We start from the raw sequence: 18153 nt of genomic DNA, 5'->3' as shown, positions 1-18153 counted from the left end.
CGGAGGCGCGCCGCCGACAACGGTCGCGGCGCGCTTCCCCTTCTGCTCTCCGCGGCCTGAAGGCAGGCCCGAACTTTGGCGTCTTCTCGACGCAGGCAGGTTCCCATGGGCATTCCCGGCAACAGCCACTTCCCAAATGCCGTCTCGCTTCTTTTGCCGCTCTCCATTGCAACGCTGCTGGCAACGGCCATCGGTTTCCAGTCCGGGATCATCCGCAGCGGCGCTGATGACCGCGCGGCCATGACGGCACCGCAGGTCGTCACCGTGCCCGCCGGGCATTTCACATACCGGGCGGAGGGCGAATATTTCCGCAATGGTTATGCCGTCGATGGACCGATGGTCGACGTGGCGATGCGGCAAAATCTGACGATCATGAAATATCAGGTATCGAGCGCGGATTATGCGCGCTGCGTGGCGGAGGGCGGCTGCCAGCAGCCGGAACCCGGCTTTGCGGCTCCGGTCGGCGGCGAAATACCGGCAACCGGCATCAGCCAGGACGACGCCCGCGCCTATGCAAAGTGGCTAAGTGAGCGGACAGGCGTTGTCTGGCGCCTACCGACCGACGCTGAACTCGCCTTTGCCGCCGGGTCGCTTTTCCCGGACGAGACACTCGGTGTCGCCGCGGACAGTGAAAACCCGGCTTTACGCTGGCTGGCCGATTATGAGCGGCAGACCAGTCGCAAGGCCTCTGGCAATCCCGTTCCGCAATCCTATGGCAGCTTCGGCGAAAACGAATATGGCCTTGCCGATTTCGGTGGCAATGTCTGGGAATGGACCTCGAGCTGCAGCCACCGTGTGACGCTCGGCAAGGATGGTGAGGCGATCGATAGCGTCGCCTCCTGCGGCATTCCCGTCGCCTCGGGAAAACACCGGGCGGCGATGAGCGCCTTCGTCAAAAACCCCAAAAGCGGCGGATGTGCCGTCGGCGTGCCGCCTGATAATCTCGGGTTCAGGCTCGTGAGAGACACACGCTGGTACGCGCCGCTTCTCGAAAAGCTTCGCGCCACTACCCTGTTTTCTTGACAATCATCAATTAAAACAAGTGCTTGATTCATATCATTTGATCTTCTGCCGCCGGTGATAGTGCTGTATGCTGACAATACAGAAAAGGCCGTTCCTCGATTGCCAATGCAATCACCTTGAGGGTCGTCCGATCACCGGAGAGGGTGCAAGTGAAGATTGACCGAAGCGTCATCCGGTCGCTGGCCTTGTTTGCCAAGATGGCCGACGATGAGCTGGACGGACTGCTGACCCACGCCACATCCCGGCTGGTGCCGCCGGGCGAAGCCATTTTCGAGCAGGGCCAATCGGCCACGCATTTCTTCCTGCTCATCCACGGCCGCCTGAAGGTGACCCAGGTGACCCATGATGGCCAGCAGATCATCGTGCGCATGGTGCATCCCGGTGATCTCTTCGGTTTCGCAAGAGCACTGCAACGGTCCGATTATCCCGGCACAGCCACCACGGCTGCCGAAAGCGTGATCCTGTCGTGGCAAACGGACCTCTGGCCGCAATTCGTCGAACAGAACCCGCATCTCGCCGTTTCCGCCATGCAGACCATCGGCCAGCGTCTCGAGGAAGCCCATACGCGCATCCGCGAAATGTCAACGCAGGAAGTGGAGCGCCGGGTGGCTCATGCCGTGCTGCGCCTTTCGCAGCAGGCCGGACGCAAGGAGGAAGACGGCATCCGTATCGATTTCCCGATCTCGCGGCAGGATATCGCCGAGATGACCGGCACGACGCTGCACACGGTCTCACGCATTCTCAGCAGCTGGGAAACCAAGGGGTTGGTGCAGGGAGGACGGCAGAAGCTTCTCGTCTGCAATCTGCCGGGCCTTGCCCAGCTGGCGGAAGGCGAAGCAAGCCAGGTATAGCGCGCAGGGGCCTGCCGCCATGCGTCTGGCCTTCGCCAAGAGCCGCGCCTCGAGCGGGTAGTCCCGCCGCCCTCACTCAACCGGCTTCGAAGCCGCGCTTTCGATATAGGCGATGAGATTGTCCAGATCTTCCGGCTTGCTGATGCCGGCCAGCGCCATCTTGTTTCCGGGTATTTTCTTTTTCGGCGCGCTCAGGAAATCCCGCAATTCTTCCGGTGTCCAGACGAGACCGTCCTCGCCCGCTTTTTTCATCGCGCTCGAATAATTATAGTCGGGCACGCTGCCCGCTGCGCGACCAATGATGCCGTTAAGCTGCGGGCCAACCCGGTTTTTCGCGCCCTCGCCTATGGCGTGGCAGGCGGAACAGCGCTTGAAGACCGCCTCCCCCTTGGCAACATCGCCCTCAGAAAGAGCGGGAACGGTGCTTGCGGTCAGCATAGCCGCCGCGATGATGATTGTACTGCGCATCGTGTCATCCTTGTCTTGCCGCTCGAGTGTGGCCCGTCTGAAAATGCGGACGGGCCAACAGTTCTCTCTTCAGGTCGTGCCCCAGGCGGGCGTGCCCTTCTTGTAGGGAACGCGGTCTTCGAAACCGCCGGGAATCTCGTCGTAGACGAGAACTTCCGTTGCGCCGATCTTCGAGGTGAAGAAACCGAGCAGCGTCAGCTGTTTGACCAGCGTGAAGGCGTGCGGTTTTGCCGGCGTCTGTTCCGCCTTCGCCTGCTTGTCCAGCGTGGCAAGCAACGTCTGCCGCTGCTCTGGCGTCAAATCCGCAAAAGCCTTTTTGTGTTCGGCCTGACTGCGCTTTTCGATCTCGGGGATTGCCGAAAGGAAAAGTGCCCGCTGCTCGTCGGTATAACAATCGGCCGCGTAAACCGCCATAAATGCCGACAGCGGCATCCTTCGCGCCCGGCGTGGAGGTGCAGGGAATGATGGTTTCCGCCACCTCATCCAGAAACCGGATATCCTCCGGGCTGAACACATGGCTGCCGCCGGCTGGCTTTGCGGCATTCTCCGCAGCAGTCAACACATCCGCGCCGATCAGCGGAAGGCCAGTGGCGATGGCTATCAGTTTCAGCAGTTCGCGTCTGTTCATCACAGGTTCCCCTTCTTCAGTTCGGAGACGGCAAAATCAGCCGCACGCGCCGTCAGCGCCATATAGGTCAGAGACGGGTTGACGCAGGAGGCCGAGGTCATGCAGGCGCCGTCAGTGACAAAGACGTTGGGTGCATCCCAGACCTGGTTGTTGCCGTTGAGGACGGAGGTTTTCGGGTCGCGCCCCATACGGGCCGTTCCCATTTCGTGAATGCCCATGCCGGGGGCGTAACTGCCCCTGGAGGGTTTGACATTCTTGATGCCGACCGCCTCGAACATCTCGACGGCGTCATTGACCATGTCTTCGCGCATGTCGAGTTCGTTCTGCTTCATCTCGACATTCATGGACAGGACCGGCAGGCCCCATTTGTCCTTTTTCTCATGATCCAGCTTCACGCGGTTGTCGTGATAGGGCAGCATTTCGCCGAAGGCGGTCATGCCGATGGTCCAGCCGCCCGGCTCGGTCAGCGCCTCCTTGTAATCGGCACCGATATTCAGTTCGGTGATCTCCCGCTCCCAGCGCGAACGGCTGGCGGAGCCCTGATAACCGAAACCGCGCAGGTATTTGCGCTTGTCGTCGCCGGTGTTGCGGAAACGCGGAATGTAGAAGCCCGCAGGGCGGCGGCCCTTGAAATAGAAGTCCTCGAAGCCTTCCACCTGGCCGGTCGCGCCCATGCGGAAATGGTGGTCCATCACGTTGTGGCCGAGTTCGCCGGAGCTGCTGCCGAGGCCGCCTTCCCAGGCATCGGTGGCCGAATTCATCAGCACCCAGGTCGAGTTCAGCGTCGAGGCGTTGAGGAAGATGATGTCGGCGGTGTATTCATAGGTCAGGTTGGTTTCGGCATCGATGATCTCAACACCGCGCGCCTTCTTCGTGTCCTTGTCGTAGAGGATTTCCTTGACGATGGAGAAAGGCCGAAGGGTGAGATTGCCGGTAGCGACCGCCGCAGGCAGGGTCGATGCCTGCGTGCTGAAATAGCCGCCGAAGGGACAGCCCAGCCGACACTTGTTACGGAACTGACAGCGCGTGCGCGGTTTTGGTTTACTGGCAGTGATTACTGAAGGGTCGGCAGGCGTTCGTTGAGGAACGCGTTGCCCTTGGTCACGACAGCTTCGGCATCGAGCGGAAGGTCGTGTTCAAGGATGAACCACTTGACGCCGGCCTGCTTGGCCGCCGGCAGAATTGCCTTCCAGTCGAGAACGCCGGTGCCGAGTGTGGCAAAGCCGCGCTCGTTTTCCGCCGTGCCGGCCGGTGCATTGTCCTTGGCGTGGATGGCAAAAACCTTGCCCTTCAATGTGCCGAGAAACTGGGCGGGATCATTGCCGCTGCGCGCCACCCAGGCGACATCGAGTTCGCTCTGCAGCTTGGGGCCGGCCGCATCAAGCAGCAGCTCAAGCGCCGTCTTGCCGTCGAACTTGACCATTTCAAAATCATGATTGTGATAGGCCATGGAAAGGCCCGCCGCGGAAAGCTTGTCGGCATAGCCGCCAAGTTCCTTGCCGAAGGCGGTCCAGCCTGCGGCATCCTTCGGCCGGTCTTCGGGCTTCAGGAACGGTACGGTGACGACCGGATTTCCGACGGCTTTCTGCTCGGTGATGACCTCATCGAGGTTGCCGCGCAGCTTGTCGATCGGCACATGCGAGGAAATGACCTTGATCTTGTGCTTTTCCAGCAGCGCGTTCAGTTCGCTGGCGCTGACCTTCTGCATATCCACCGTTTCCACGGCCGAAACGCCCGCGCGGTTGAGGATGGCAAGCTGCTCCTCAAGTGTTCCCGCATTACGCAATGTGTACATCTGCGCGGCAATCGGCAGCGTCTTGCTGTCTTGCGCCAGAACCGGGTTTGCGATGCCGGCCGCCAATGCGACAACGGCTGCCATGCTTGCGAATTTTGACTTGAACGTTTTCAAACGCGTAACTCCCTTTCCGTTTGATCAATGTGACGACACGTGTGCCCACGCCTTTCCCGGCCTTCTGGCCGGGTTATGCCGGGCACCACCTCCTGTGCCCTGCGTCGTCAGTCCCCGATATCCAGTGGTCTAGATGTCGATCCCGACCCAGGACGAGGTCCGGCTGGACCGAACGGCCGCATCGATGAATGCGAGACCCGCAAGGCCGTCCTCTATGCCGGGGTAAATCACCTCCCCGGCAGCTGTCTTTCCCTCCCTTTTTGCGATGATTGCGTCTGCGGCTTCGCGGTAAATCGTCGCAAAACCCTCGAGATATCCTTCCGGGTGCCCTGACGGCACGCGGCTGACACGGTTGGCGGCCGCACCGGCACCCGCACCGTTGCGGGTGATAAGCCGCTTCGGCTCCCCGTAAGGCGTAAACCACAGCTCGTCTGGCACCCTGTGGTGCCATTCAAGCCCGCCCTTGTCGCCATAGACCCTGAGCGACAGCGCATTTTCATTGCCGACCGCGATCTGGCTCGCCCAGAGCATGCCTTTCGCGCCGCTTGCATAGCGCAGCAGAATATTGGCGCTGTCATCCAGCTGCCGGCCCGGAACGAAAGAGGTCAGATCGGCATAAAGGCTCGCGGGGATTTCGCCCGTAACGAAGGCGGCAGCGTTGAAGGCATGGGTGCCGATATCGCCGATTGCCCCGCCCGCGCCGGAACGGCTGGGGTCGGTGCGCCATTCCGCGCCCTTGGCACCGGTCTTTTCAACCGCTTCGGTCAGCCAGTCCTGCGCATATTCGGCCTGAACGTGGCGCAGCTTGCCGATGGAGCCATCAGCGATCATCTCGCGCATCTGCCGCAGCATCGCATAGCCGGTGTAATTATGCGTCAGAACGAACAGGCTGTCGGATGCCCTGACGATCTCGGCCAGTGCCTTCGCCTCCTCCAGTGTCGCGGTAACCGGCTTGTCGCAGATGACGTGGATGCCGGCTTCGAGAAAGGCCTTGGACGGGGCGAAATGCAGATGGTTTGGCGTGACGATGGCGACTGCCTCGATGCCATCTTCCCGGCCGGCTTCGGCCGCTGCCATTTCCTCGAACGAGGCGTAGGAACGCTCCGGTGCAATGCCGAGCAGGGTTGCCGAAGCGGCAGCACGCGCAGCATCGGAAGAAAGCGCGCCGGCCACCAGTTCGTAGCGGTCATCCAGCCGGGCCGCGATGCGATGCACGGCACCAATAAAGGCGCCCTGACCACCACCGACCATGCCGAGACGGATGCGGCGGCTGTTAAATTTTGCTGTTGTGGAGGACATGATGTTCCTTTCAGAGACCGAGAAGGCGGCGGTTGGCGGCATCATCGACACCGCTTTTGGCGAAATCGTCGAAGGCCCGCTCGGTCACGCGGATGATGTGGTTTTCAATGAAGCCAGCGCCTTCGCGCGCGCCGTCTTCCGGATGTTTCAACGCGCATTCCCACTCCAGCACCGCCCAGCCGTCGAAATCATATTGGGTGAGCTTGGAAAACACCGCGCCGAAATCGACATGCCCGTCGCCCAGCGAGCGGAAACGTCCCGGCCGGTCGACCCAGTTTTGATAACCGCCATAAACGCCGGAACGGCCGGTCGGATTGAACTCGGCATCCTTGACGTGAAAGGCGCGGATGCGCTCGTGGTAAATGTCGATGAAATCGAGATAGTCCATCGCCTGAAGGACGAAGTGGGAGGGATCGTAGAGGATGTTGGCGCGCGAGTGATTGCCGGTGACCTCGAGAAAGCGCTCGAAAGTAACGCCGTCATGCAGGTCCTCGCCCGGATGCAACTCGTAGCAGAGATCGACGCCATTCTCCTCGAAGGCATCGAGAATAGGTGTCCAGCGCTTGCCAAGTTCGGCAAAGGCCATTTCGACAAGACCGGCCGGGCGCTGCGGCCATGGGTAAACGAAGGGCCAGGCAAGCGCCCCGGAGAAAGTCGCGTGGCTTTTGAGGCCAAGATGCTGCGAGGCTTTCGCCGCATATTTCAGCTGGTTGACCGCCCATTCCTGCCGCGCCTGCGGTTTTCCACGCAGTTCGGCAGGTGCAAAACCATCGAACATCTCGTCGTAGGCGGGATGGACGGCGACGAGCTGGCCCTGAATATGGGTCGAAAGCTCGGTGATCTCGATATCCATTTCCGCCAGACGGCCCTTGATATCGTCGCAATAGGTCTTGGATGCAGCGGCTTTCTCAAGATCGAAGAGCTTGGGATCGGTCGGCACCTGAATGCCCTTGTAACCGAGGGAAGCCGCCCATTGGCCGAGATTGTCGAGTGTGTCGAAAGGGGCCTTGTCCCCGACAAATTGCGCGAGGAAAATCGCCGGGCCTTTGATCGTCTTCATGTCCTTACACTCCTTGCATTCACAGTCTGGCCGCTACCGATGCGGCGGGCGGCAGGGCGCGACCGAGCCGCGCACCACCAGTTCCGTATCCAGCACGATGGTTTCAGCCGTGCGTTTTCCGTTCAGGCGATCCACCATCAGCGCCATGGCCCTGCGGCCCATTTCCTGCCGGGGCTGGCGCACCGTCGTCAGCGGCGGTTCGAAGGCATTGGCGAAAATGATATCGTCGAAGCCGATGACGGAGACATCGGCCGGAACCGAAACGCCACGCGCACGCAACTCGCTGATCGCGCCAATCGCCATCTGGTCGCTCGAGGCGAAAATCGCGGTGAAGGCAATGCCGCCTTCGAGAAGGCTGCCAATCGCCTGACGGCCGGCCTCGATGCTGTAATCGCCCGTCACGACAAGTTCGTCGGCATAAGCAATGCCCGCTTCGGCAAGTGCCGCGCGATAACCATCGAAACGCTCCTGCGCCAGACTTTCCGGAACCGGACCGGCCAGATGCACGATCCTTTGATGTCCCGCCTCGATGAGGTGGCGCATGGCGTTCATGGAGGCGGCACGGTTGTCCACCTTGACGGTGGGCAGCGCGAGGCCGGGCACCGTTTCCGACGCGATGACGATCGGCGGCAGCGCGTCGCCTTGATCGAGAAGCTCGGCGGGAAACTGTCCGGTCATCAGGATCAGGCCATCGGCATGTTTCTGGCGTACCATGTCGATGTGGGTCGCCACGCGGTTCTCGTCGTTGCGGGCATCGCCCATCAGCACCTTGAAGCCCGCTTCGCCCGCCGCTTCCTCAACACCCTTGTAGATTTCGAGATAAAACGGGTTGCCGATATCGCGAACGAGAAGGATGACGGTGTTGTTGGATTGACGCCGGAAGCTCGCGGCCTGCGCATTGGGAACGAAGTTCGCCTGCCGCACGGCATCGAAAACCTTCTTCCGGGTTTCCGGGCGAACCTTGTCGGGTTGTTGCAGCGCCCGCGATACGGTCGCGATCGAAACGCCCGCGAGAGCTGCCACTTCCCTGATATTCGAACCTTGGTCTTTGCTCATCTGTCACACACGCAACTGCTTTTGGCGGCCATAAAGCAGCATCAGCGCTAGCAACGTGACACCGAATATGATCTGCCGTGCCCATACATCGAGGTTGAGCGTTATCAGTACGCTTTGCAGAATGGTGAGCGCAACCGCCCCGGCCATGGTTCCGACATATCCACCCGCGCCGCCGGCAAGCGAGGTGCCGCCGATGACAACAGCGATGATCGACGGAAGCACATATTGGTCGCCGACGGAGATGAAGGAGGTGCCGGTGTAACCGATCACGCAGACGCCGGTCAGCCCGGCAAACAGACCGGAGAGGCCATAAAGCAGCGTACGGATCAGCGACACGGGCAAACCGGTGAGCGTCGCCGCCCGCTCGTTCGAGCCGATGGCATAGATGGCGAAGCCAAAGGCCGTGCGGCGCAGCACGAACAGCATGATCGCGGCAATGCCCAGCCAGACGAAAAGCACGCCGGGAATACCGAAAATGAGCGGACGGTTGATGAAGCCCGCCAGCAGCGGTGCGGCAGCACCGGAGGGAACGCCCTGCGAATAAACGACCAACCCGCCCTGGATCACCGCCGTCATGCCAAGCGTCATGACCAGTGGCGGAATGCGCACAAAGGTGATGCCGAGACCGTTGATCAGACCGATCAGGAAGGGAATGCCGCCTGCGACGAGAATGGCGAGCGGAATGCCCGCATTCTGGCCGTTCATCATATTGCCGGCAAGGACGGCGCCGAGCGAGATCATCGCGCCGACGGAAAGATCAATACCTTCGCGTCCACCGAGGATGACGAGGTTCTGGCCCGCCGCGACGATGCCGAGAATGGCGGCAATCGTCAGCAGCCGCACGATCTGCGAGCCTTGCGCGAAGCCGGGGGACAGCAGTTCGCCGACCAGAAGCAGGAAGACCGATGCACCAATGGCGATGGTCAGGGGATCGGTGACGATAGATTTGAGTTGCAAGCCGGGATTGGTCATATCAACGCCTCGTCACCAGAACACCGCCGGCCAGCGCCGTCAGCACGATCAAACCCTGCACCAGTGTCTGGTACTCGAAAGGTAGGCCCGCAAAGAAAATCACATTACCGATCATGCCGAGCACCAGCGCGCCGGCGATCGACCCTGTCGAGCTGCCGAAGCCGCCCGAAAGTGCGGTGCCGCCCAAAACCACGGCCGAAATGGAGGAGAGCGCCAGACTTGCGCCTAGCAACGGGTCGCCAGAAGCGGTCTCTCCCGTCAGGCACAGCGCCGCCAGCGCCGAAAACAGACCGGAGATCATGTAGGCGCCGATGCGGATGCCCGAGAGGCGCAGGCCCGTCTGGAAGGCACCGGTGCGATTGCCACCAACGGCCAACAGGTGCGTATGAAACGGAATACGCGACACGATGAGGGTGAAGGCAATGCCCCCAATCAGCACCCACAGCACGAAGGGCAAGCCGATGAAGCTGCCGGAATAGGTCTGCCAATAGGCTTCCGGCACCGGAAGACCGGCCTGCGGCAGCACCCAGATCGCCAGCCCGGCGAAGATGATGCCGGTTGCGAAGGTGGTGACGATTGGCTGGAAGCGCAGGCCGGATATGAAGAGGCCATTGACCAATCCGCAGAGCAGCCCGACAGCCGCACCCGCCGCCATGCCGGCAAAGACGGCGCCCGTCGTGCCGCCAAGTGCGGCGATGACGCTGACGGTGACGACATTGGCAAGCGCCACGATGCTGCCGACCGACAGATCGATATCTCCCGCCAGAATGACATAGGTCTGGCCGATGGCGACCAGGATCAGCGGCAGAAACGTCGTCAGGTTCGATTGCAGCACGGAGGGCTGAACGAAGGACGGTTGCAGGAACGTATTCACGGCGATGAGAAGCGCCAGAACGACGAGGGTGATGACCCATGGCTGCCTGCGCAGAAAACCGGAGGCGCTCATGCGGCATCTCCATAAGCGGCGCGGGTCATGTTTACGGATGTCATGTCGGCTCCGGTCAGTTCCGCAGAAATGCGCCCACCGTTGAACACAAGAATGCGGTCGGCATATTCGAGGATTTCCGCATCTTCAGAGGAGTAAAGAAGGATTGTCGCGCCGGCATCGGCCTGCTGCCGCATCAGGGCGAAGAGATCTGCTTTTGCGCCTAGATCGATGCCCTTGGTCGGATCGTCGAGCAGCAGCAGTTTCGGCGCGGTGGCGAGCCAGCGGGAGATGAAGATTTTCTGCTGGTTGCCGCCCGAAAGCGTGCCGATCGGCATATCCAGGCCGGCGAACTTCGTCTTCATGTCATCCGCGACCTTCTGCACCCGTGGCTTCAGCGTCGCGGGACGGACCAGCCGCATCTTCTCGCGCACCATCAGCGCGGCGACGAGATTTTCGAAGATCGACCGACCCTGAAGCGAGGCATCGCGACCGCGATCGCCGGACACATAGGCAAAACCATTGTGAACCGCCTGTGAAGGCTTGCCGATAGTGAGTTCACGGCCTTCGAACCGGATTTGCCCAGCAGCGAAAGGGCTGGCGCCGAACAGGCCCTTCAGCAGCGCCGACTGGCCCTGCCCCTGCAGGCCGGCCAGACCGACGATTTCGCCCGGATAAGCTTCGAGAGTGACACCGCGAACGCCCTCACCCGCCACATCCGTAAGCTTCAGGCTCGGTGCAGCAGCCGAACGCCCGTTCTGACGGGCAGGAGCGGCCCGAACATCGCCAACCATGTCATGCACCACAGCTTCGCGCGTGGTTGCCGCCGTATCGAGTTCGGAAATCGTCGCGCCGTTGCGCATCACTGTGATGCGGTCGCAGACGGCGAAAACCTCGTCGAGACGGTGGGAAATCATGATGGTGGATATACCGTCGGCCTTCTTGGCCCGAAGTATCTCGAAAAAACGCTGGGACTGGCGGCCATCGAGCGCCGCCGTCGCCTCGTCCATGATCATCAGGCTGGCATTCTGGGCGAAGACCTTGAGGATTTCGACGAGCTGGCGCTGATCGGGCGGCAGGTTGCCGACAATCGCATCCGGCTCCAGCCCTTTGCCTGCAACCCCGTCAAACAGCGCAATCAACCTGGCTGCTTCGGCCTTCAGCGCCTTGCCGTCGACAAAGACGCCGCGTTTCGGCTCGCGCCCGAGGAAAATATTGTCGGCGACGGAAAGCTGCGGAATAAGGCTGAGTTCCTGATAAAACAGCGCAATACCGGCATTTTCGGCGTCCCGCGGGCTTTTGAAGCGCACGTTTTCGCCGTTGAACCTGATGGTGCCGCTGGTTGGAGCCACCGCACCCGCAACGATCTTGCAGAGCGTGCTCTTGCCGCAGCCATTGGCGCCCAGCAATGCGTGAATTTCACCGCGACCAACTGTCAGCCTGCCGTCGGAAAGCGCGCGAACCGCGCCAAAATTCTTCGTTATGCCGGCCGCTTCCAGAGCGTTCGCCATCGCATGTCCCCGAATTGTGCTTGTCATTATGCTTCATCACTGGCGGACGCGGAAAAGAACCAGTGGTTCTCACCTGAAACCCGCACTCGAATTGCGAAATTCGGGCTGGCAAAGGACCGCCAGCCCGAAGCCGGTCTTATTTGAAGAACTCGCCAGCCTGCTCCGGCGTCACTGTTGCCGTGACGGACCAGTAGCCCGGCTTGCCTTCGGCGGACTTGATGTTGTCCGCGAGGTTATCGTTGCTGACGAAGGGGATCGGAATATAGATGGCGTTACCATAGGTGCCGCCGAAAACACCTTCCTTGAATTCCTTGCCCTGCAACTTCAGGACAGCGACGTTGAGCGCGCTGGCCATGACGCCGGGAGGATTGACCGAAGCGCCGGAGTTGAACTTTTCCTTTTCCCAGCGGGTCATGAAGTCCTTGCGGATTTCACCGGTCGCTGCAATGTCCTTGGTCTTGCCGGCGGCTTCGATTGCGCGCCATGCGCCGTCTGCCATGCCGTCCTGCACCCAGACGCCGCTGATATCGGGATAGGTGGCAAGCAGGTTCTGCATGGCCTGCTGGCCCTGCGCCTGATCCCAGCTCGCATTGGCTTCGTTCAGCACCTTGATGTCAGGGTATTTCTTGAACACTTCGCGATAACCGGCGACGCGGGCTTCGTTGGCGGGGTTGCCGGCGATGCCGTTGATGGCGACGATGCTTCCCTTGCCCTTCAGCGCATCCGCAAGCCATTGCGCGGACTGCGCCGCCCAAGCCTTCTGGTCGATGCCGACATAGAGCGCATCCTTCGAGGACACTTCGGCGTCGGTTGCGATGACGAGAATGTTGCGTGCCTTGGCCTGTGCGAAGATCGGATCGAAAGCCGTCGGGCTACCGGGATTGATGAGGATCGCATCAACGCCCTGGTTCATGAAATTGCGGATATGACCGATCTGCCCCTGCACATCGACATTGCCGCTCTGAACGACGACTTCAACCTTGACGCCCTTTTCGCCCCACGCCTTTGCGGCAGCCTGGGCTTCCTCGATCATCTGCGTGCGCCATTCGCTGCCGACGAACGAGTTGGAAAGACCGATCTTGAAGCTCTGCTCCTGGGCGTACGCCGACGTGCCGGCCGCCAGCACCAAAGCGGCGGCAGCCATCAAATGTCTAAACATGAAATTTGCTCCTCCAAGCACGGTTTTTAACCAATGAAACCGTTTACATGAGCGAATGTAACCGTTTTCATAATCGAGTCAATCCCGAGCGCGATTTTTCTCGCGGCGTCTGGAAGGAAGGCAAAATCAATGCTGACAGTGTCGCAAAATACGCGCAAAAGAGTGCGATAACCCTTCAAAATGATCGAAGCCGGTGGCTTCAAAAATGTCTGCAGCCTCTCCGCCCGATCAGGTTTGAACACCCCTGTGGACAACAGGGGAATTCCCGCCTCAAATCACCACACGATTCCAATCAGGAGAATGACCATGGAAATATTGCGCGCAGGAACCCGGGCATCCGCCAAGGGACCCGAGGACTGGTTCACCGGCACGGTCCGCATTGATCCGCTGTTCAATCCCTTCGATGCGGAGCGGGTTCAGGGTGCACAGGTCACCTTTGAGCCCGGCGCTCGTACCGCCTGGCACACCCATCCATTGGGCCAGACACTGATCGTCGTCTCCGGCTTTGGCCGCGTGCAGCGCGAGGGTGGTCCGGTGGAAGAAATCCGTCCCGGCGATATCGTCTGGTTCGCACCCAGCGAAAGGCACTGGCACGGCGCGGCTCCCAATGTCGCCATGACCCATATCGCACTTCAGGAAGTCAAGGACGGCAAGGTGGTGGACTGGATGGAGAAGGTGACGGACGACCAATATGGCGGCTGACACCGCCATTCCGGGGGGACAGTTACCCGCCTGAAACAGGCACGTCCGCATCATCCGCCGAACGAAGGGCGGTGATGGCCAAACCCGGAAAGACCGAAATATTTCAGGCGCGCGATTTAAACTTTGACTTGTATCCGCATTGGGTGAAACCTTCATCTCATCGCGGATACAAGGTGGAGAATCGTGATCTTAGCGGGTGAAAGTTTTATCGCCTCCATCGGCGTCGATACGGTCGCAACCCAATGTCCGTGACATTCGACAGGCGTGATGTAATTGCAGGGTTGTCGATCGCCGGCCTGATGCTGCCGGAAGCGATCGCCTATTCGGGAATTGCCGGCGTTCCAGCCCAGCACGCCATTCTTGCGGCCATCATGGGCTGCATTGTTTATGCCGTTTTCGGCCAGAGCCGGTTTGCCGTCGTCTCGCCCACATCCTCTTCCGCAGCAATATTGGCCGCGATGCTCGCGACGCTTTCCGTCACGCCGGCGCAGAAGATGCTGCTTGTCGCCATTTCGGTCGCACTGGTGGGCATCCTGTTTCTCGTGGCGGCGGCCACGCGGCTCGGCGCGCTGTCGAGCGTGATTTCGCGGCCGGTGCTGCGCGGTTTTGCTTTCGGCCTCGCCATTCTGATCACGATCAAGCAACTGCCGAGCCTTTTTGGAATCAAGGAGCAAACGGGCGAACCGCTGGCAATCCTGTTGCAGATAGTCTCCCATCCGCGAGACTGGAGCCTCGAAAGCATCGCCGTTGGCCTCGCGGCGCTTGCCGTACTACTGCTCCTGCGTAAACGCCCGATCCTTCCCGGCAGCCTTGTCGTGATCGTGGCGGGTATTGCCGTCTCGATTCTGCTTGATCTGCAAAGCCGCGGCGTCGCCATTGTCGGCACCATCGATCTTGCCGGAATATGGGCCGGCCCGCTTTCGGTATCGCTCGATGATGTCGCGCATGTCGCCCGCTTTGCGCCGCCGCTGGTGCTCATTCTCTTTGCGGAATCCTGGGGTACGATCCGCAGCTTTTCGCTGCGCCACGGTGAGAATGTCGATTCCAATCGCGAATTGCGGGCCTTCGGGCTTGCCAATATCGCCAGCGCGGCCATGCAGGGAATGCCGGTCGGCGCCGGTTTTTCCGCCGGTGCGGCAAGCGAAGCGGTCGGGCCGCAGAGCCGCCTCGCCTCGGCTATCGCCGCAATCGGCCTTGCAATCTTCAGCCTGCTCGCTTCCGCCTGGTTCGCCTTCATTCCGCAGGCCGTGCTCGCCGCCATCATTGCCGTAGCCCTGCTGCACGCGCTTGATCCGACGCCGATCATCCGCCTGTGGCGGCTTGGCAACGATGCCTGGCTGGCACTTGCCGCCGCCGCCGGCGTGCTGGCATTCGGCGTTCTGAACGGAATGCTCGTTGCCGTCGCGCTTTCCTTCGCCGTCTTCGTCCGTCGGCTTTCCCTGCCGCATGTGATGCATCTCGGAAGGCTTGGCGACAGCCACGATTTCGTCGATATGGAACGCCATCCCGATGCGCAGGACATATCGGGCATGATTATCCTGCGGCCGGCGCAGCCACTCTTTTTCGGCAATGCCGAACCGATCCTTGCCGCCGTCACCAAACGCATCGCCGCAAGGCCGGAACTGCATGTCGCGATCATCAGCCTAGAGGAAAGTTTCGAACTGGATTCCACCGCGCTCGATGCGCTGCTGGAATTCGATGCAGCGATGCAGCACGGCGGCACCACGGTCTATTATGCCCGCGTGCACGACCATGTACGGGATCTGATGCTCGCCGGCGGCGGGAGCGATCTGGTGGCGCGCAGCAGTTTCAGCGTCGATGATGCCGTAACCACGGCCATGGGTCGGGAGAACAACCATGCCACAGCCTCTTGAACCCCACCTCAGCCCGGTTGAAATCACCTCGCTCAGGCCGACCCAGATGACGGTTGGCCTTCGCGAGGTGGAAAACAAACGCAAACAATGGGCCGCCATCCGGGAGAAAAAAGGGCCAGATTTTCTCGGCCACCACATGGTGCCCGTCGTCATTGGCTATAAACAGCGTCTCTATCTGGTCGACCATCACCACCTTGCTCTGGGGTTACATGACGAGGGCGTGAAACATGTGCTGACCAGCATCGTGGCCGATCTTTCTCATCTCGGCAGGCAGGAATTCTGGTCGGTGATGGATCATCGCAACCTGGTTTATCCCTTCGATGTCGAAGGTGCGCGCCGCCCTGTCGACGAGCTGCCGAAGCAGATCACTGACCTTCAAGACGACCCTTTCCGCTCTCTGGCCGGCGCGGTTCGCGATGCCGGCGGTTTCGCCAAGATCGAAGCGCCTTTTACCGAATTTCTCTGGGCGGATTTTTTCCGCCGCCGGGTAAGCAGCAAAGACCTGCGGCATTCATTCGATGAGACCATGGCCGAGGCATTGGAACTGGCGCGCTCACACGATGCACGGCATCTTCCCGGCTGGTGCGGGAGAACCGAATGACAACCCTTCCCTCCCTTTTCAGGTGGATTGCGCCGGCCATCATCGCACTTTTCGTGCTTGGAACAACCGGTCTTTCCGCACAGGAGCCGCCGCCGGTAAAAGCACCTTCCCCCGCACAAACGACGGAGCAGAAAGTCGACCAGTTGCTGCAACTTCTCGGGCAGGACGACGTTCGTGCCCTGCTTGCACAGAAACTTGCGACAACTGGCGCGGAGCCGCAGCCGCAGACGGCGTCACAAAGTCAGTTGAGCGATCTCGACCAATGGGCAAGCAAGCGGCGGGAGCATCTTGCCCGCATCATGGGCGACCTGCCCGTCATGTTCTCGCAGATCGCTTCAGCATGTCAAAGGCTTGGCGATGCGGTCCGCGCCTACGGTCCCTTCATCTTTTTGCAGCATGTCCTGATCCTGTTCGGCGCAGGACTTGCGGGCGGCATTGTCACAAACCGTATCATCGTCATGCACGCATCCCGCAAAAACGGCGGGGATATCGGCAAATATGCCTCAGCCGTCGTCTCAGGGCGGCTTCTGCCCCTTTTCGGATACGGTCTTGTCGCAACCGCCATGTTCCTCAGCATCCAGTGGCCGCCCCTGCTGAGCGCCGTTCTGCTGCCCTGGCTCGTGATGAGCATTCTCCTGCCGGTGCTTTTTGCCGTTTCCGGCCTGTTGCGGCAGGTGGTTGGCCGCGAAGCCAGCCCTCGGCGCGATTTCTGGATCGTCCGCTGGACATGGCTTGCAACGCTTGCCGGGTTTTTCTGGGCGTTGCTCAGGACGCTCGAAAATCTGGGTGTCCCGCGCGATACGCTCGGTCTATTGTCCACCGGCATGGTCGGTTTCCTGTTTCTGCTCGCCAGCCTCTGGATATGGCGGCGGCCCGGCGGAGATCCGGGTTCTGAACGGACACGGGCGATCGATGTCGCGCTGATCTTCTGCCTCATCATCCTCTTCGGATTGCGCCTTGCCGGCGCAGGCGTGCTGTTCTGGATCGGGTTTTATGCGCTGGTCCTGCCGGGCCTTGCCTCGACGCTCGGCATCGCCGCACGGAAACTCGCAACCGATATTGGCGGTTACGGCGAAAGCGACCTTCGCCCCGTTCTGGCCGAGCGCGGCGTGCGGCTCGCCATCGTGGGAGCGGCCATCGTATGGCTGATCTTCCTTGTTCGCGCCCATCCGGATTCCCTGCCCGACGGCGCGCTGCTCACCTCCATCGTCGTCGGCATCCTGCACGGCGCGCTCATCCTGCTGCTTGCCGATCTCATATGGATCGCCATCAAGTCGATGATCGCCCGGCGGCTGGAGCTGAGCGCCCCTGCCGGGGACGCAATGAGCGGCCACTCCGGCGGCCAGCCGCAGGACGACCGGCTTTTGACCATTCTACCGATTCTGCGCAACATGCTCGGCATCATCATCGCCGCCGTCGCCGTCATGACGGCGCTTTCGGAACTCGGCGTCAATATCGGGCCGCTGCTGGCGAGCGCCGGCATTTTCGGCATCGCCATCGGTTTCGGCTCGCAGACGCTGGTGAAAGATATCATCAGTGGCGTGTTTTACATGATCGACGACGCCTTCCGCGTCGGCGAATATATTCAGAGCGGTTCTTATCGCGGCACGGTGGAATCCTTCAGCATCCGCTCGGTCAAACTGCGCCACCATCGTGGGCCCATCTTCACCGTGCCGTTCGGGTCGCTCGGAGCGGTCGAAAACATGAGCCGTGACTGGTCGATCGACAAATTCATGGTCACCGTCGCTTTCGATACCGATATCGCCAAGGTCAAGGCCATCACCAAGGAGATCGGCAAGGCGCTGAAGGAAGATCCGGAATTCGGGCCGTTCCTCATCGAGACCGTCAAGTTGAAGGGTGTCGAGCACTTTGGCGAATATGGCATGACGCTCGGCTTCGGCATGATGCTGCGCGCCGGTGGGCAATCCTCAGTGGTGCGGCGCAAGGCCTATTCGATGTTGAAGGATGCATTTGCTGAAAACGACATTCAGTTCGCCAGCATGACAGGCGCCTATCCCGCCGCCGCCCGGTCCGCGAGACCGCCAGAGCAGGAACAGGGCGGCGAAATGGAGCCGCCACCCGAAGAATAAAGTTCCCGCTCTCACGCTCTGGTGC

General features: G+C 60.8%; 15 protein-coding genes and 2 pseudogenes. 6 read left to right on the top strand and 11 right to left on the bottom strand.

Annotated elements, in window-relative coordinates; genetic code table 11:
- The first annotated feature begins 105 nt into the window (after positions 1-105).
- Positions 106-1023 carry an SUMF1/EgtB/PvdO family nonheme iron enzyme gene (locus ACQZ5F_RS20145; protein ID WP_448730814.1) on the top strand — a complete coding sequence of 306 codons (918 nt, stop codon included), beginning with the start codon at positions 106-108 and terminating at the stop codon, positions 1021-1023.
- A 149-nt stretch (positions 1024-1172) separates the two neighbouring features.
- Positions 1173-1874 carry a Crp/Fnr family transcriptional regulator gene (locus tag ACQZ5F_RS20140; RefSeq protein WP_046800962.1) on the top strand — a complete coding sequence of 234 codons (702 nt, stop codon included), beginning with the start codon at positions 1173-1175 and terminating at the stop codon, positions 1872-1874.
- Between the two features lie 72 nt (positions 1875-1946).
- On the opposite strand, the gene ACQZ5F_RS20135 is transcribed toward ACQZ5F_RS20140, so the two are convergent.
- The 11 genes and pseudogenes from ACQZ5F_RS20135 to ACQZ5F_RS20085 form a co-directional block, all read right to left on the bottom strand.
- Positions 1947-2342: a c-type cytochrome gene (locus ACQZ5F_RS20135; protein WP_448730813.1), complete on the bottom strand. Its 396-nt coding sequence runs from the start codon at positions 2340-2342 to the stop codon at positions 1947-1949.
- Positions 2343-2411: 69 nt separating this feature from the next.
- A pseudogene (locus ACQZ5F_RS20130) lies at positions 2412-2970 on the bottom strand (gluconate 2-dehydrogenase subunit 3 family protein).
- A pseudogene (locus ACQZ5F_RS20125) lies at positions 2970-4007 on the bottom strand (GMC oxidoreductase); the annotation flags it as partial. The pseudogenes ACQZ5F_RS20130 and ACQZ5F_RS20125, both read right to left, overlap by 1 nt.
- 17 nt (positions 4008-4024) lie before the next feature.
- Positions 4025-4879: a sugar phosphate isomerase/epimerase family protein gene (locus ACQZ5F_RS20120; RefSeq protein ID WP_046800965.1), complete on the bottom strand. Its 855-nt coding sequence runs from the start codon at positions 4877-4879 to the stop codon at positions 4025-4027.
- 129 nt (positions 4880-5008) lie between these two features.
- The gene (locus tag ACQZ5F_RS20115) at positions 5009-6178 is read right to left on the bottom strand and encodes a Gfo/Idh/MocA family protein (protein WP_448730812.1); all 1170 of its coding nucleotides are present in this window, start codon (positions 6176-6178) and stop codon (positions 5009-5011) included.
- A 10-nt stretch (positions 6179-6188) separates the two neighbouring features.
- A complete protein-coding gene (locus tag ACQZ5F_RS20110) occupies positions 6189-7238 on the bottom strand; it encodes a sugar phosphate isomerase/epimerase family protein (RefSeq protein ID WP_448730811.1) in 1050 nt (349 codons plus the stop codon).
- 33 nt (positions 7239-7271) lie between these two features.
- Positions 7272-8294, bottom strand: coding sequence for a LacI family DNA-binding transcriptional regulator (locus tag ACQZ5F_RS20105; protein WP_225338362.1), 1023 nt, complete (start codon positions 8292-8294; stop codon positions 7272-7274).
- 3 nt (positions 8295-8297) lie between these two features.
- Positions 8298-9266 (bottom strand): ABC transporter permease, encoded by a 969-nt coding sequence (locus ACQZ5F_RS20100; protein ID WP_052819224.1) that lies wholly within the window; start codon positions 9264-9266, stop codon positions 8298-8300.
- A gap of 1 nt (position 9267) precedes the next feature.
- Complete coding sequence (locus ACQZ5F_RS20095; protein WP_046800969.1) at positions 9268-10212, bottom strand: ABC transporter permease; 945 nt, start codon at positions 10210-10212, stop codon at positions 9268-9270.
- Positions 10209-11702, bottom strand: a complete 1494-nt coding sequence (locus ACQZ5F_RS20090) for a sugar ABC transporter ATP-binding protein (RefSeq protein ID WP_448730810.1) — start codon at positions 11700-11702, stop codon at positions 10209-10211. The genes ACQZ5F_RS20095 and ACQZ5F_RS20090 overlap by 4 nt, the downstream gene beginning before the upstream one ends.
- A gap of 136 nt (positions 11703-11838) precedes the next feature.
- A complete protein-coding gene (locus tag ACQZ5F_RS20085) occupies positions 11839-12861 on the bottom strand; it encodes a substrate-binding domain-containing protein (protein WP_444562117.1) in 1023 nt (340 codons plus the stop codon).
- A gap of 306 nt (positions 12862-13167) precedes the next feature.
- Here ACQZ5F_RS20085 and ACQZ5F_RS20080 point away from each other — a divergent pair, with 306 nt between their 5' ends.
- The 4 genes from ACQZ5F_RS20080 (at position 13168) to ACQZ5F_RS20065 (ending at position 18128) form a co-directional block, all read left to right on the top strand.
- A complete protein-coding gene (locus ACQZ5F_RS20080; RefSeq protein WP_312359383.1) occupies positions 13168-13563 on the top strand; it encodes a (R)-mandelonitrile lyase in 396 nt (131 codons plus the stop codon).
- Between the two features lie 242 nt (positions 13564-13805).
- On the top strand, positions 13806-15437 hold the full coding sequence (locus ACQZ5F_RS20075) for a SulP family inorganic anion transporter (protein WP_448730809.1): 1632 nt from the start codon (positions 13806-13808) through the stop codon (positions 15435-15437).
- A complete protein-coding gene (locus ACQZ5F_RS20070) occupies positions 15421-16038 on the top strand; it encodes a ParB-like protein (RefSeq protein WP_448730808.1) in 618 nt (205 codons plus the stop codon). The genes ACQZ5F_RS20075 and ACQZ5F_RS20070 overlap by 17 nt, the downstream gene beginning before the upstream one ends.
- A complete protein-coding gene (locus ACQZ5F_RS20065) occupies positions 16035-18128 on the top strand; it encodes a mechanosensitive ion channel domain-containing protein (protein ID WP_448730807.1) in 2094 nt (697 codons plus the stop codon). Before ACQZ5F_RS20070 ends, ACQZ5F_RS20065 begins: the two co-directional genes overlap by 4 nt.
- Positions 18129-18153 lie beyond the last annotated feature (25 nt).

It is taken from the genome of Agrobacterium sp. 22-210-1 (genome assembly GCF_053522525.1).
The sequence above is the reverse complement of the archived record's forward strand: the minus strand, read 5'-3'. Positions and strand labels throughout refer to the sequence as shown.

What these genes read in the sequence shown, in the direction of transcription:
- ACQZ5F_RS20070 (WP_448730808.1), top strand. Translation starts at nt 15,421, where the DNA reads ATGCCACAGCCTCTTGAACCCCACCTCAGCCCGGTTGAAATCACCTCG.
- ACQZ5F_RS20100 (WP_052819224.1), bottom strand. Translation starts at nt 9,266, where the DNA reads ATGACCAATCCCGGCTTGCAACTCAAATCTATCGTCACCGATCCCCTG.
- ACQZ5F_RS20115 (WP_448730812.1), bottom strand. Translation starts at nt 6,178, where the DNA reads ATGTCCTCCACAACAGCAAAATTTAACAGCCGCCGCATCCGTCTCGGC.
- ACQZ5F_RS20080 (WP_312359383.1), top strand. Translation starts at nt 13,168, where the DNA reads ATGGAAATATTGCGCGCAGGAACCCGGGCATCCGCCAAGGGACCCGAG.
- ACQZ5F_RS20095 (WP_046800969.1), bottom strand. Translation starts at nt 10,212, where the DNA reads ATGAGCGCCTCCGGTTTTCTGCGCAGGCAGCCATGGGTCATCACCCTC.
- ACQZ5F_RS20085 (WP_444562117.1), bottom strand. Translation starts at nt 12,861, where the DNA reads ATGTTTAGACATTTGATGGCTGCCGCCGCTTTGGTGCTGGCGGCCGGC.
- ACQZ5F_RS20105 (WP_225338362.1), bottom strand. Translation starts at nt 8,294, where the DNA reads ATGAGCAAAGACCAAGGTTCGAATATCAGGGAAGTGGCAGCTCTCGCG.
- ACQZ5F_RS20145 (WP_448730814.1), top strand. Translation starts at nt 106, where the DNA reads ATGGGCATTCCCGGCAACAGCCACTTCCCAAATGCCGTCTCGCTTCTT.
- ACQZ5F_RS20090 (WP_448730810.1), bottom strand. Translation starts at nt 11,702, where the DNA reads ATGGCGAACGCTCTGGAAGCGGCCGGCATAACGAAGAATTTTGGCGCG.
- ACQZ5F_RS20075 (WP_448730809.1), top strand. Translation starts at nt 13,806, where the DNA reads ATGTCCGTGACATTCGACAGGCGTGATGTAATTGCAGGGTTGTCGATC.
- ACQZ5F_RS20110 (WP_448730811.1), bottom strand. Translation starts at nt 7,238, where the DNA reads ATGAAGACGATCAAAGGCCCGGCGATTTTCCTCGCGCAATTTGTCGGG.
- ACQZ5F_RS20135 (WP_448730813.1), bottom strand. Translation starts at nt 2,342, where the DNA reads ATGCGCAGTACAATCATCATCGCGGCGGCTATGCTGACCGCAAGCACC.
- ACQZ5F_RS20065 (WP_448730807.1), top strand. Translation starts at nt 16,035, where the DNA reads ATGACAACCCTTCCCTCCCTTTTCAGGTGGATTGCGCCGGCCATCATC.